General features: G+C 47.6%; 13 protein-coding genes. 9 read left to right on the forward strand and 4 right to left on the reverse strand.

The features are described 5' to 3' along the window. Nucleotides 1-266: 266 nt before the first annotated feature. Together mobB and mobA are read right to left on the reverse strand one after the other, a co-directional pair. Nucleotides 267-776 carry a molybdopterin-guanine dinucleotide biosynthesis protein MobB gene (gene mobB / locus JK198_RS11750; protein ID WP_212708051.1) on the reverse strand — a complete coding sequence of 170 codons (510 nt, stop codon included), beginning with the start codon at nucleotides 774-776 and terminating at the stop codon, nucleotides 267-269. Then, nucleotides 773-1,345 carry a molybdenum cofactor guanylyltransferase MobA gene (mobA, locus tag JK198_RS11755; protein WP_212710614.1) on the reverse strand — a complete coding sequence of 191 codons (573 nt, stop codon included), beginning with the start codon at nucleotides 1,343-1,345 and terminating at the stop codon, nucleotides 773-775. The genes mobB and mobA overlap by 4 nt, the downstream gene beginning before the upstream one ends. Nucleotides 1,346-1,418: 73 nt before the next feature. On the opposite strand from mobA, the gene JK198_RS11760 reads away from it, so the two are divergent. The 4 genes from JK198_RS11760 to polA all read left to right on the forward strand — a co-directional run bounded on the left by JK198_RS11760 (nucleotide 1,419) and on the right by polA (nucleotide 6,525). Further along, nucleotides 1,419-1,688, forward strand: coding sequence for a DUF1040 family protein (locus JK198_RS11760; RefSeq protein WP_212708049.1), 270 nt, complete (start codon nucleotides 1,419-1,421; stop codon nucleotides 1,686-1,688). 55 nt (nucleotides 1,689-1,743) lie between these two features. After that, nucleotides 1,744-2,730, forward strand: a complete 987-nt coding sequence (locus tag JK198_RS11765; protein WP_212708048.1) for a serine/threonine protein kinase — start codon at nucleotides 1,744-1,746, stop codon at nucleotides 2,728-2,730. A gap of 27 nt (nucleotides 2,731-2,757) precedes the next feature. Then, nucleotides 2,758-3,384, forward strand: a complete 627-nt coding sequence (gene dsbA / locus JK198_RS11770; protein ID WP_212708058.1) for a thiol:disulfide interchange protein DsbA — start codon at nucleotides 2,758-2,760, stop codon at nucleotides 3,382-3,384. Between the two features lie 360 nt (nucleotides 3,385-3,744). After that, nucleotides 3,745-6,525, forward strand: a complete 2,781-nt coding sequence (gene polA, locus JK198_RS11775) for a DNA polymerase I (protein WP_212710613.1) — start codon at nucleotides 3,745-3,747, stop codon at nucleotides 6,523-6,525. A gap of 84 nt (nucleotides 6,526-6,609) precedes the next feature. On the opposite strand, the gene JK198_RS11780 is transcribed toward polA, so the two are convergent. Next, nucleotides 6,610-7,473: a YicC/YloC family endoribonuclease gene (locus JK198_RS11780; protein ID WP_212708046.1), complete on the reverse strand. Its 864-nt coding sequence runs from the start codon at nucleotides 7,471-7,473 to the stop codon at nucleotides 6,610-6,612. Nucleotides 7,474-7,628: 155 nt separating this feature from the next. On the opposite strand from JK198_RS11780, the gene JK198_RS11785 reads away from it, so the two are divergent. Continuing rightward, entirely contained in the window at nucleotides 7,629-8,087 is a 459-nt protein-coding gene (locus JK198_RS11785; RefSeq protein ID WP_212708045.1) for a DUF3574 domain-containing protein, read from the forward strand. Between the two features lie 37 nt (nucleotides 8,088-8,124). On the opposite strand, the gene JK198_RS11790 is transcribed toward JK198_RS11785, so the two are convergent. Further along, nucleotides 8,125-9,312 (reverse strand): nucleoside transporter C-terminal domain-containing protein, encoded by a 1,188-nt coding sequence (locus tag JK198_RS11790; protein ID WP_212708044.1) that lies wholly within the window; start codon nucleotides 9,310-9,312, stop codon nucleotides 8,125-8,127. A gap of 1,042 nt (nucleotides 9,313-10,354) precedes the next feature. On the opposite strand from JK198_RS11790, the gene JK198_RS11795 reads away from it, so the two are divergent. The 4 genes from JK198_RS11795 (at nucleotide 10,355) to rph (ending at nucleotide 14,150) form a co-directional block, all read left to right on the forward strand. Then, nucleotides 10,355-11,323, forward strand: a complete 969-nt coding sequence (locus tag JK198_RS11795; RefSeq protein ID WP_212708043.1) for an efflux RND transporter periplasmic adaptor subunit — start codon at nucleotides 10,355-10,357, stop codon at nucleotides 11,321-11,323. After that, on the forward strand, nucleotides 11,316-12,227 hold the full coding sequence (locus JK198_RS11800) for an ABC transporter ATP-binding protein (protein WP_212708042.1): 912 nt from the start codon (nucleotides 11,316-11,318) through the stop codon (nucleotides 12,225-12,227). The genes JK198_RS11795 and JK198_RS11800 overlap by 8 nt, the downstream gene beginning before the upstream one ends. After that, a complete protein-coding gene (locus JK198_RS11805) occupies nucleotides 12,220-13,359 on the forward strand; it encodes an ABC transporter permease (RefSeq protein WP_349290189.1) in 1,140 nt (379 codons plus the stop codon). Before JK198_RS11800 ends, JK198_RS11805 begins: the two co-directional genes overlap by 8 nt. A gap of 74 nt (nucleotides 13,360-13,433) precedes the next feature. Further along, nucleotides 13,434-14,150 (forward strand): ribonuclease PH, encoded by a 717-nt coding sequence (gene rph, locus JK198_RS11810; RefSeq protein ID WP_212708041.1) that lies wholly within the window; start codon nucleotides 13,434-13,436, stop codon nucleotides 14,148-14,150. Nucleotides 14,151-14,189: the final 39 nt, after the last annotated feature.

Raw genomic sequence — 14,189 nt, forward strand, 5'->3', positions numbered from 1 at the left:
TGAAACGCCGTAGCGCCGATGGTAGTGTGGGGTCTCCCCATGCGAGAGTAGGGAACTGCCAGGCATCCAATAAGACAGAAAGGCCATCCTGACGGATGGCCTTTTTGCATTTCAGGGCCGTAAAACCGGTGTTGCCTTCACCGCCAGATCCGTAGTATCCCCGATATTATTCACTGTCAGCAGGTTAACATACCTGAATCCCTGTTCTGACGAATATTCAACCCGCTCACCGGTTATGTCCCGTCAGAAAAAGACGGTAATGGGCATTACTTACCAGATAACCATTGTCTGATGAAACCGGCGATTTCTGCCGGATTATTAATATTCAGACAGGGGACGTCAGTTCCTGCCAGCTGCAGATCACTGGCGATAGCAATAATCTGATCATCATCGGCTAAAAACGGATATTTCCCGCATCCGTGTCGGTATAGCATAATTTTAGGCACGGATTCCTGTTTAAATCCTTCGACCAGGATTATATCCAGCGTCTGCTGTGACATACGTGATGCCAGTAACTGTAAATCCGGTTGCCGGTTATCAGGAGTTTCATGGATCAGTGCCCAGCGCTGCCGGCTGGCAACAATTACCTGGTCAGCGCCTGCTTTACGCAGTTCATAGCTGTCTTTACCGGGGATATCAATATCCATCTGGTGATGGGTATGCTTAATCAGCCCCGGATTAATACCTTGCTGTTTTAAAACAGGAATAAGCTGTTTTAATAAGGTGGTTTTACCCGTCCCGCTGGCTGCTACGATTCCCAGTATCGGTACTGTCATGGTTGTGCCTCGTATTCACTGAGTTCCTGAACGGTGTTGATATTAATAAAGGCGGATTCAGCCGTATCCATCGGCACCGGATGGCCATACTGGCTTAAAAACATCAATACCCGGCGTTCGCCACAGGCTAAATAGTCCTGTAATGCCGGGATTAACTGACGATGCAGCAGGCAAAATACCGGATGATCACGCTGAGATGAACGGATCCAGCATGCTCCTGCCTCGCGTTTGCTCTGCCAGAGTTGATCGACAAAATTACGGGGAATAAAGGGAGAATCGCAAGGAGTAAAGGCAACCCAGTCACTTTCAGCCGCTTCCAGTCCGCTGAGCATCCCGGCCAGAGGTCCCTGAAAACCTTCAAGGCTATCGTGGATACACGGGTAACCGTATTGCTGATAGATTTCCCGATGACGATTAGCACTGATCATAAGGCTGCTGACCTGAGGGGAAAATCGCTCTGCGACATGCAAAAAAAGCGGCTGTTCTCTGAAAGTCACCAGACCTTTATCTTTCCCTGCCATACGCCTTGCGGCACCCCCGGCAAGAATAATGCCTGTGATATCCTTCATATAACCTCGCTTTTATTGTGGTCATAACCCTGTTAATTTAAGGGACAATTATAACCATACCGGGGAATAACGGATGAATGATAAACGTCTGACCGAAGTGCTGGAGTTATTGTTACCAGCCTGGAAACAAGCTCCTGATCTTAATCTGCTGCAATTTTTACAGCAACTGGCACAGGCATCAGGCTACAGCGGTGAGCTGGCATCGCTGCCGGATGATGTGCTGATCTACCATTTGAAATTGCGGGAGTCGGATAAACAGTCAGCGATCCCGGGGCTGAAGAAAGATTATGAAGATGATTTTAAAACAGCGATTCTGCGCGCCCGCGGGGTAATTAAAGACTAATATCGGCGGATGGTGTTATCCTTGGCCCGGACTGAAAACAACGATATGGCTATCTATGAGCGAAGCGGCTTTTAATTTCAAAACTCTCGATCCGGAGAAAATACTGGATGTGCTATGGGATACCGGTATTCGTGTTGACTCCGGGCTTACGGCGCTGAATAGTTACGAAAACCGGGTCTGGCAGTTCAGTGACGAAGATAAGCGTCGTTATGTGGCTAAATTTTATCGTCCTCAGCGCTGGTCTGAACAGCAACTGCTGGAAGAGCACCAGTTTGCTATTGAGCTGGCAGATGATGATGTTCCGGTCGCAGCTCCGCTCACCTTACAGGAGAGTACGCTGCATCAGTCACATGGTTTCTGGTTTGCTGTTTTTCCGAGCGTGGGGGGCAGACAATACGAAACTGATAACTATGATCAGCTTGAAGCTGCAGGGCGTTGCCTGGGTCGTTTTCACCAAAGCAGCACAAAGGCTCTGTTTCATCACCGGCCGGTTATCGGGCTGGATGAATATTTTACCGGACCACGAGAAATACTGGCGGCAACGCCTTTAATTCCATCGGCGGTAAAAGATGATTTACTGTCGGCAGTCGATAAACTGGGCGTGGCCTTACAGCAATACTGGCATAGCGACTGGAAACCTCTGCGGTTACACGGCGATTGTCATCCCGGAAACATCCTCTGGCGTGACGGGCCATTATTTGTTGATCTGGACGATGCGCGCAATGGCCCCGCTGTACAGGATCTCTGGATGCTGGTTAACGGTGATGCTCAGGAACAGCGCATTCAGTGGGATATTCTGCTGGAGGCCTATTCAGAGTTTAGTGATTTTGATGTTAACGAATTGATACTGATTGAACCTTTACGTGCCATGCGCATGGTTTATTATCTGTCCTGGATTCTGAAACGCTGGCAGGACCCTGCGTTTCCGGTAGCCTTTTCCTGGATAACGGATGAGGATTTTTGGCGTCGGCAGGTTGCTATTTTTTCCCAACAGGAAAAAATGCTGCATCAGCCTTTTCAGCCCTTAGCTCCTCAATTTTAATTGATATTACCTGGAGTAGTTTAAATGATGAAAAAGATCTGGCTCGCATTTGCTGGCATTATGCTGGCATTCAGTGTTTCTGCAGCAACCTTCTCTGACGGACAACAGTATACCACCCTGGATAAAGCCGTTCCGGGTGCCCCGAAAGTAGTTGAATTTTTCTCATTCTTTTGCCCTCATTGCTACGATTTTGAACGCACTTACCGGATTAACCAGGCACTGGAACAGGGCCTGCCAAAAGATGTTAAACTGACCCGTTACCACGTTGATTTCCTGGGTGGCGATTTTGCTCCGGTTGTTACCCAGGCATGGGCAGTTGCTATGGCGTTAGGCGTGGAAGGTAAAGTCGTTGACCCTATCTTTGACGGCATTCAGAAATCTCAGACAATTACTGATCCGGCATCTCTGAAAGCGGCGTTTATTAAAGCGGCAGGGATCTCTTCTGAAGAATATGATGCTGCATGGAACAGCTTTGCGGTGAAAGCACTGGTCAGTCAGCAGCAAAAAGCTGCCGCAGATTTTAATATCACTGGAGTGCCTTCAGTTTTTGTTAATGGTAAATATCAGGTGAATAATGCCGGACTTGATACCAGCTCAATGAATAATTTCGTGGCTGACTATGTCAATGTGGTTAAATATCTGGTTGCTAAATAACCATTGCTAGTGTGATAAAGCGCCGTTATTGCGGCGCTTTTTTTATGGTCATTGCTCGTGACGAAAAGTGATCCTGATAACGAATATCCACAAAAGATAAAAAACACACCAACAGTTTTGATCTTTAATAACACTGAATATTTTATTTATTAATAATGAGTTAGATGGCACTGCAACAGCGTGTTGTTAAATTTTAAGATCTGACCATAAATTTACACACAAACTTATCCACAGGGAGATCATTCAGATCTCTGCCCCGCGCTGGCTTTTTTTAGTGCCGGAGTGCGCTTCCATTCAACATTCTGTCAGTGATGTGGCATCCTTAGTTATTACCAACAGCAACAGAAGAAATAACAGCTTATGGCACAAATTGCAGAAAACCCCCTGATTCTGGTAGATGGATCCTCTTATCTCTACCGTGCGTATCACGCATTTCCCCCACTGACAAACAGTGCCGGTGAACCGACAGGGGCGATGTATGGCGTTCTGAACATGCTGAAAAGCCTGTTACTTCAGTACAAACCGAGTCATGCTGCAGTGGTATTTGATGCCAAAGGTAAAACGTTTCGTGATGAGCTGTTCGAAGACTATAAATCTCATCGCCCGCCAATGCCTGATGATTTGCGTGCACAAATAGAACCCTTGCACCAGATGGTTAAAGCAATGGGCTGGCCGGTCCTGGTGATCTCCGGCGTTGAAGCTGACGACGTCATTGGTACTCTGGCCAGAGAGGCTGACAAACAAGGCCGTCCGGTTTTGATCAGTACCGGTGATAAAGATATGGCTCAGCTGGTAACGCCGAATATCACTCTGATTAACACCATGAACAACGCTATTCTCGGTCCTGAAGACGTTGCGGATAAATATGGTATTCCGCCGGATCTGATTATTGATTATCTGGCGCTGATGGGTGATTCATCTGACAATATTCCCGGCGTTCCCGGTGTGGGCGAAAAAACAGCTCAGGCATTGCTGCAAGGGCTGGGGAGCATGGCCACTATTTACGATAATCTGGATAAAGTGGCGACGTTATCCTTCCGTGGTGCTAAAACCATGGCGGATAAACTCGCTAAAAATAAACAGCTGGCTTTCCTGTCTTATCAATTGGCGACCATTAAAACGGATGTTGAACTGGACCAGCAATACGACCAGCTGCAGGTTAATCCACCGGATAACAGTACGTTACTCTCCTTATTCACGCATTATGAATTTAAACGCTGGATGACGGATATTGAGCAGGACCGTTGGTTAGATGATAAAAAACCGGCGAAGAAAGCAGCGGCACCGGCGGTTAAAAACCCCGATATCCCTGCTGAATCAGTGTTGTCTGCCGATAACTATGTCACTATTCTTGATCAGCAGACTTTTGAACTATGGCTGGAAAAACTGACTGCCAGTGAGGTTTTTGCCTTTGATCTGGAAACTGATTCACTGGACACCCTGTCAGCAACTATTGTTGGTCTCTCTTTTGCGGTTGCTCCCAGAGAAGCGGCCTATTTACCGGTTGGTCATGACTATCTTGATGCCCCGCAACAACTCGACAGACAGGCGGTTCTGCAGTCTCTGAAAGGATTACTGGAAGACGAAAGCCGCAGTAAAGTCGGACAAAACCTGAAGTACGACCGTGGTGTTCTGCAAAACTATGGTATTGAACTGCGCGGGATCCGTTTCGACACGATGCTGGAATCTTATATGCTTAACAGTGTCGCCGGTAAACATGATATGGATAGCCTGGCGCAACGCTGGCTGAATCATAAAACCATTACCTTTGAAGATATTGCGGGGAAAGGTAAGAAACAACTGACTTTTAACCAGATAGCCCTTGAGCAGGCCAGCCCGTATGCGGCCGAAGATGCCGATGTCACTCTTCAATTGCATCTGAAATTCTGGCCATTGCTGGAAAAAGAAGCCGGGCCACTGAACGTTTTTCGTGACATTGAGATTCCGCTGGTGCCGGTGCTTTCCCGTGTTGAGCGCAACGGCGTTTTAATTGACCCAGCCATGCTGGCTGCTCATTCTCAGCAGCTGACTATCCGGCTGAATGAACTGGAGCAAAAAGCACACGAACTCGCCGGGGAAGCATTTAATCTCTCTTCTCCGAAGCAGCTCCAGACCATTTTATTTGAAAAGCAGGGTATCAAACCGACGAAGAAAACACCGGGTGGAGCACCATCCACCAGCGAAGAAGTTCTGGCTGAGCTGGCACTGGATCATCCGTTACCGAAAATCATACTTGAGCACCGTGGCTTATCTAAACTGAAGACAACTTATACCGATAAGCTGCCGCTGATGATTAATCCGCGAACCGGACGCGTGCATACGTCTTATCATCAGGCTGTGACAGCAACCGGCCGTTTGTCATCGACTGACCCTAACCTGCAAAACATCCCGGTGCGTAATGAAGAAGGGCGGCGGATCCGCCATGCCTTTATTGCGCCTGCAGGAAAGCGGATTCTGGCGGCAGACTATTCACAGATCGAATTACGTATTATGGCGCATCTGTCTCAGGATGCCGGCTTACTGAATGCCTTTGCGCAGGGTGAAGATATCCATAAAGCGACGGCAGCGGAAGTTTTTGGTTCGTCCGCAGATAACGTCAGCCCGGAACAACGTCGCAGTGCAAAAGCCATCAATTTCGGTCTGATTTATGGTATGAGTTCTTTCGGTCTGTCCCGGCAATTGAATATTGCTCCGGGTGACGCAAAGAAATATATGGATTTGTATTTTGAACGCTATCCCGGCGTCTTACGCTATATGGAGTCAACCCGTCAGTCTGCTGCAGAAAAGGGTTATGTAGAAACGCTGGAGGGGAGGCGTTTATATCTTCCGGATATCAACTCAGGGAATGCTATCCGCCGTAAGGCAGCAGAACGGGCAGCCATTAATGCCCCGATGCAGGGAACGGCGGCAGATATTATCAAACGGGCAATGATAGGCGTCGATCAGTGGCTCAGTAGTCAGGACCCGCAAAAAATTAAGATGATTATGCAGGTGCACGATGAACTGGTGTTTGAAGTGGATGATTCATTACTTGAAACTGCCAGCGCCACTATCAGGGATATTATGGAAAGCAGCCTGACACTGGACGTGCCATTACAGGTAGAAATTGGTATCGGTGATAACTGGGAACAGGCGCACTGATATCCGTGGCTAAAAGATCAATCAGCCCCTGTCAGGGCTGATTGATTATAACCAGTAGTCAGGTATGTGCGTCCGTGGACAGTTTTACTCGATATTCTGAATCTGCTCGCGCATTTGTTCTATCAGTACCTTCAGTTCAATGGCGGAAGCGGTGATATCGGCATTAATTGACTTTGAGCCGAGGGTATTCGATTCGCGGTTAAATTCCTGCATCATAAAGTCGAGACGGCGGCCGACGGCTTCTTTTTTCTTCAGAATATTGTAGGTTTCTTTAACGTGAGCCTCCAGCCGGTCGAGTTCTTCTGCCACATCAATTCGTTGTGCCATCATGACCAGTTCCTGTTCCAGCCGGTTACTGTCCAGCTGTACCTCTGCGTCTTCCAGCCTGCTGATCAGGCGTTCACGCTGCCATTGTAAAACTTCCGGCATATGCTGACGAACGCTGGCCACCTGCCGGGAAACACCTTCCAGGCGATGTTCAATCATTGTCTGTAACGCGCGGCCTTCAGTTTCACGGGCGGTAATAAAGTCATCCAGTGCCAGTTCAAGGGAAGCCATCAGTTGCTGGTTGATACTGTCCAGATCCTGCTCTGCGGCAGCCATCACTCCCGGCCAGCGCAAAATATCCACCGGGTTTATGCTGCCTTCATCTGTCTGCAATTTTACCCAGTTTGCGGACTGAATCAGCTGTTTTGCCAGGGATTCATTCAGAATCAGTTCCGACTGAGCATCCTGGCTGGCTTCAAAACGTAAGGTGCATTCTATTTTTCCACGCGTCAGGCGATGGCGGATACGTTCGCGGATCATTGGTTCCAGGCTGCGAAATTGCTCAGGCAGACGCATATAGGTCTCAAGATAACGCTGGTTTACCGAGCGCAGCTCCCAGGAGGCGCTGCCCCAGTCACCTTTTATATCGTGGCGGGCATAGGCTGTCATACTGCGGATCATATCGGGTACTCATTTTATAAGTGATACGGCGATTATAACGGCGGTGCCACGGGGTGGACAGGGATAAGCGTATATTCCGTCCGACAATAAGCATACCGGTTTTTTATGAAAGCCTTTAAGATGACTGCTGACCATTATGTAGCGGAAAAAAGAGCATGAAAAAAAAGATAATTTATCCATTAATGCTGGCGGGGCTTCTGGCCGGATGTCAGCAACATTCCGTCGTTGAACAGTCTGCGCCGTTACCGCCGACGGTAATGCCGGCAGCGGCTCAGAATCCTTGTGTGAAGGGTAATTTGCAGGTACAGACGACATTATGGTTTGGTCTCAGCCGGCCACATGGGGCTAATATTACTGCCCGTGAATGGCAGCTGTTTATTGATAAAGATGTTACTCCGCGTTTTAAAGATGGTTTATCCGTCTATGACGCGAAAGGCCAGTGGTTGGGAGATGACGGACATCTGGCCCGGGAAAATAGTAAAGCACTGATGCTTATCCATACAGCGGATAAAACCAGTGATCAGAATATTGAACAATTACGCCAAATCTACAAACAGCGTTTTCAACAGGAATCAGTAATGCGGATTGATAATAAGGTCTGTGCTGACTTCTGAATTGATGGCGAAGGTTATACCTTCGCCATCACCCCGGTTACAGGAACAGTCCTGCAAATGTCGCTGAAAGCAGGCTGACCAGTGTCGAACCGTAAACCAGTTTCCAGCCAAACCGTGAGACGATATTCCCCTGTTTTTCATTCAGGCCTTTAATCGTACCAGCGACTATTCCGATAGAGGCAAAGTTAGAGAATGACACCAGGAAAACGGATAGGATCCCCAGCCCGCGTGGAGAAAATCCAGCCGCAATTTTTTGCAGATTAATCATTGCCACAAACTCACTGGAAACCAGCTTGGTTGCCATGATACTGCCGGCCTGCAGAGCTTCGCTGGCAGGAATACCGATCAGCCAGGCAAACGGATAAAAAAGATAGCCCAGCAGTTGCTGAAAACTATAGCCGAAAAGGCTCGTGAATATGGCATTCACCGCGGCAATCAGTGCAATAAATCCTATCAGCATGGCGACGATAATCATCGCGACTTTGAAACCGGCCAGAATATACTCGCCGAGCATTTCGAAAAAAGTCTGCTGTTCGTGCAATTTTTCCAGTGATACTTGCTGGTGTTGTTCGTCACCGGCAGTCGGATTGATTAACGAAAGAATGACAAAGCTGCTGAACATATTCAGTAATAATGCGGCCACGACATAGCGGGGTTCCACCATAGACATATAAGCCCCGACAATTGACAGAGAGACTGTCGACATCGCCATGGCAGCCATGGTGTATAACCGGCGTGATGATAAATCCCCGAGGATCCCTTTATAGGCGATGAAGTTTTCTGACTGGCCGAGCACCAGGCTGCTGACGGCGTTAAATGATTCGAGTTTACCCATCCCGCTAATTTTTGCCAGTAAGGTGCCGAAGACACGGATCAGTAATGGCAGTATTTTCCAGTGCTGAAGAATACCTATCAGGGCAGAGATAAATACTATCGGGCATAAGACTTCGAGGAAAACAAATGCCAGCCCCTGTTTATTCATACCTCCGAACACAAAATCGGTCCCCTGACCGGCATACGAGAGCAAAGTATTAAAAAGTTCACTAATCCCGCGGATCACTTCCAGCCCTGCGGTAGAGTTCAGGAAGAACCAGCCGATAAACCCTTCAATCACTAACAACTGGATAATATAACGGATACGTATTTTCCGGCGATCATGGCTGACTAACAGTGCAAGTAAGAAAATTACTGCAACAGCTAAAATAAAATGCAGTACAAAAGACATGGCATATAACCCGAAGAAAAAAGATGTTTGTATTTAGCCATAACTGACGGCGTTTTACACCCGGTGCTGAGTGATTAAATGCACAATCCTGCTTCGCAGGGGGATTATTGTACAAATTTATGGCAGAGGAATAAATCGTACAATCCTTAGAATAAAAAATAAAATGCTTATAAATAAATTGGCAAAAAGCTGTGTGATAAAACCGGTGTCGTCAGAGAGTAAAATATTATTTATATTTATTGAGTTCTGTAGGCGTAAGAATGATGTATTTATTAAGATACAAAAAGTTCCTATAGTCATATCAAATAAAAGAAAATTACAATGACATCGATGGTGATTTTTTATAAATTAATTATGTAATGTTTATTCCTCTTTTATTTTTTTAAAATATAGTGCTAAATACTGACGCGGATAAGTGACGGAGAGACTTGTCCGGTTTTTATCAGATAATCCTGTTTCCCGGAATGTACCGGTTTTGGAGATGCAATGGACGGCCCAGATGATATTCAGAGACAGTTTTTTCCGGCAAGGGGAGACTCTTCATTAAAAAAAATCATCATCAAATGTATTTCGGGAAAATGTAACGTCAGCAGTGTTGTCCGTGCCTTCTCCGGAGCTAAGAATATTTCACTATCTGGCTCGCTGATTATAATTCCTGACTCCGCTGTGGTTTTTGATAGCCCGGCCGTTATTACCTTGACTTACAGGGTTTTTTCGGGACATCTGCAGGGGAAGAATTTATTTATCTGCGACCTGATTGCGGTGATCTGGTGCCGGTTATCTGATTTGATTCTCCTGCCGGAGAATCAGCGACTGCTCTGTTTTCCGGCAAGGTGGTACATGTCCGGAAGGTCTGAATTATCCGGCGTTATGGAATACAGAATTGTTAACACTGTCGCCGGGCTGAATGGTTGTGATTTTCATCTGCTGAAACCGCGCTACTCAGCACATTACCTGAAGAACAAAACAGGATATTTTCTGCCGGGGACTCTCTGCAGATAAAACAGATCAAAGGCAGGTTAATAATTTGAGATTAAGTATCATGAATAAGCGTGTCCGCCCTCTTTTTATTACTATTGTTGTGTTTAATCTTATTGGTTGCCGTGTGCCGGAAACATTAAATTTTTCCGGTTACTCTTATGGTGATTTTATTTACCTCTCTTACTTTTCGACCGAGAAAATTGAGAAACTGTGCGTGAAAAAGGGGCAGAGGGTCAGTGAGGGCCAGCCGTTAGTTAAAATGGAAACCTATACTGCCGAAAATACGCTGCGTATTGCTGAGCAGAATTATCTGGCAGAAGAAGCGCTGCTGACAGATTTAACCTCGGGAGCAAGGCCCGCGGAACTGAATGTTGTCCGGGCGCAACTGGAACGGGCAGTGTCCGCCAGAAACCGTGCTCAGAGTCAGTTGAGGCGCTATCAGAAGCTGTATGCCTCTCAGATGATCTCTGCCGAAGAATGGCAGAAAGCTAATGATGATTATCGTCAGAAGCAGGCCAGTGTCAGGGAGTCAGAATATCAGCTGGAAGCAAGGCAGTTGCCGGCGAGGCAGGCGCAAATTACTAATCAGCAACTGAGGGTGGAATCCGCAAAGCTGAAAAGAGATAAAGCCCGCTGGGATATCGGGCAAAGCACTCTGACTGCGCCACAGAGCGGCGTCGTCTATGACACACTGTACCTGCCCGGGGAGCGGGCCACCGCCGGGCGGCCGGTGATCAGCCTGCTGCCTGCCGGAAATATTAAAATACGCTTTTATATTCCTGAAAAACAACTGGGTCAGATACATACCGGGATGAAAGTCAGTTTGCGTTGTGATGGCTGTTCCGGAGCATTCAGCGGCCGGTTACGTTATATCAGTCCGCGTGCTGAATATACCCCGCCGGTAATTTACAGTACTTCCCGCAGGGAAACCTTACTCTATATGGCTGAGGCGGTACCTGAGGGCGGAGATAATGGCGGTCAGATAAAAGTGGGACAGCCATTTCAGGTGGAGATCCTCCCCGATGAGTAACTGGTGTATTAATGTCGCCGGGCTGAATAAGCATTTCGGTCAGCATCATGCGGTTAAAGATTTCTCTTTGCGGGTTGCGAAAGGTGAAATCTATGGCTTTCTGGGCCCCAATGGCAGCGGTAAGACTACCTCCATCCGCATGATGTGTGGTCTGATCACTCCGGATTCAGGGACGGGTCATTGTCTGGGACATAATATTTTTACTGAGCGTGACGAAATAAAAAAAAGAATCGGTTATATGACCCAGCATTTCTCGATGTGGGGAGAGCTGACGATTCGGGAAAATCTTTTATTTATTGCCAGGCTGCACAATATAACGCCTGTCAGAGAGTGTACTGAGCGTACTCTGTCAGAGATGGGGTTATTATCACGACAGCATCAGCAGGCAAAACGGTTATCAGGAGGCTGGAAACAGCGGCTGGCACTGGCGGCTTGTCTGATCCATCAGCCTGATGTGTTGTTTCTGGATGAACCCACTGCCGGGGTCGACCCCAAAGCCCGCAGGGATTTCTGGCATACCTTGCATCAACTATCTGATCAGGGAATATCTGTTCTGGTCAGTACTCACTATATGGACGAAGCAGAACGCTGCCACCGACTGGCTTACCTGTCTTACGGCAAGTTATTAGCCAGCGGAACCGCACAATCCATTATTACTGCACAGAATCTGATCACCGTCGGTATTTCCGGCCCGGGGCTCAGTACCCTGGAAGCCAGACTACGCAGCTGTCCGGAAATTGAGCAGACCGTGATATTCGGAAATACACTGAATGTGACGGCAGGGAACCCAAGGGAGCTGCGGCGTGTTCTCACTGAACAGGTCCCTGACCATTATACGATTACCCCTGCGGAGACCACCCTTGAAGATGCATTTTCACACCTGATGAAATCTGATAATGAATAACAGACTGATACGATTCTCTTTTATACGCTGGATGGCGATGGTAATCAAAGAGTTACATGAGTTGCGCCGTGACAGGATCAGTCTGGCGATGATTTTTCTGACTCCGTTACTTCAGCTTATTATTCTGGGGTATGCAGTTAATATGGACCCACACCGGATCCCATCAACATTACTGAATTATGATCGCGGACAGTTGAGTCAGGTATTTGTCAGCAGTGTGCAGAATACAGATTACTTTTCTTTTCAGCGTTATGCCTCCGCGGAGGCTGCCCGTGATGCATTTGTGCGGGGAGAGGTACTGTTTATGGTCACTATTCCTGAAGGTTTCACCCAAAAAATTCTGCGCGGAGAGAAACCACAGTTACTGGTGCAGGGCGATGCGATAGATCCGCTGACCATAGGTAATGCGCTGAGTGCCCTTGAACAGGTGTCTGAATCTATGTTTGATCGTGACCTTCCTGAGACTCTGCGTCCGGTGACTGAAGAGGGAAGTTTTGAATTAGTTGTTCACCGGATGTTTAATCCGGAAGGGATTACCAGATATAACACCATCCCGGGGATTATCGGTTCCATTCTGAGCACCACTCTGATCCTGATGACCGCCCTGGCAATAACCCGCGAGCGCGAAAGCGGTGCGATGGAAAATTTATTAATCTCTCCGGTGACGGGCCTTGAGGTATTCCTCGGAAAAATTACCCCGTATGTCCTGATCGGGGTTTTTCAGTCGTTAATGATTCTGATGTTTGCTGTATATCTGTTCAGTATCCCGCTGGTGGGGAGTTTTTATTTACTTTTCATGGTGTTAATTATCTATATCTTCCTCTGCCTGTGTATCGGCATTACCATTTCCAGTATCGCTAAAAGTCAGCTTCAGGCACTGCAAATCTCTTCTTTTTACTTTATCCCTTCAGTCATGCTCTCCGGATTTATCAGCCCGTTTATCAGTATGCCCGTATGGGCTCAGATGATCGGGTCCTGTTTACCCCTGACCTATTTTATTCGTTTAATTAAAGCCGTCATGTTAAAAGGGTACGGGGTATCTGAACTGTTACCGGAGCTGATTCCTCTGGCCGTTCTCGGGGCACTGGTTATTTTTATTGGCGTAAAGAGTTATCGTAAAACGCTGGACTGATCAGCGGAAAATAGGCATTCGGTAGTGAAATCCGTATAATGCGCAGCCAGTTAATAGCAGCCCGGAGAAAGATCATGCGTCCAGCAGGCCGTAGCGCGCAACAGGTGCGCCCAGTAACCCTGACACGCCATTATACCAGACACGCTGAAGGGTCTGTTCTGGTTGAATTTGGTGAAACTAAAGTACTTTGTACTGCCACTATCGAAGAAAGCGTACCGCGTTTTCTGAAAGGCAAAGGCCAGGGATGGGTCACTGCAGAATATGGTATGTTGCCACGCTCTACCCATAGCCGTATGGCCAGAGAGGCGGCGAAAGGTAAACAGGGTGGCCGCACCCTGGAAATACAGCGACTGATTGCCCGTTCATTACGTGCCGCGGTTGATCTTCAGGCATTAGGTGAATACACCATTACCCTCGATTGTGATGTGATACAGGCAGACGGCGGTACCCGTACCGCATCTATTACCGGCGCCTGTGTTGCGCTGGCGGACGCTCTGAATTCACTGGTCGCGGCAGGAAAACTGAAAAGCAGTCCGATGAAGGGAATGGTTGCTGCCATTTCTGTCGGTATTGTGAATGGTGAAGCGGTCTGTGATCTGGAATATACAGAAGACTCTGCTGCGGATACGGATATGAATGTTGTCATGATGGAAGACGGCAGAATGATAGAAGTGCAAGGGACGGCAGAAGGTGAACCGTTCAGCCATGAAGAGTTACTGAGCCTGCTGGCCCTGGCGCGCGGTGGTATTGATACTCTGATTGATGCGCAGAAGACTGCGTTAGCTAATTGATTTACCAGGCGACCTAAGGGTCGCTTTTTTATGTGAGGA

This window comes from Tatumella sp. JGM91 (genome assembly GCF_018257575.1).
Taxonomy (GTDB): domain Bacteria; phylum Pseudomonadota; class Gammaproteobacteria; order Enterobacterales; family Enterobacteriaceae; genus Tatumella; species Tatumella punctata.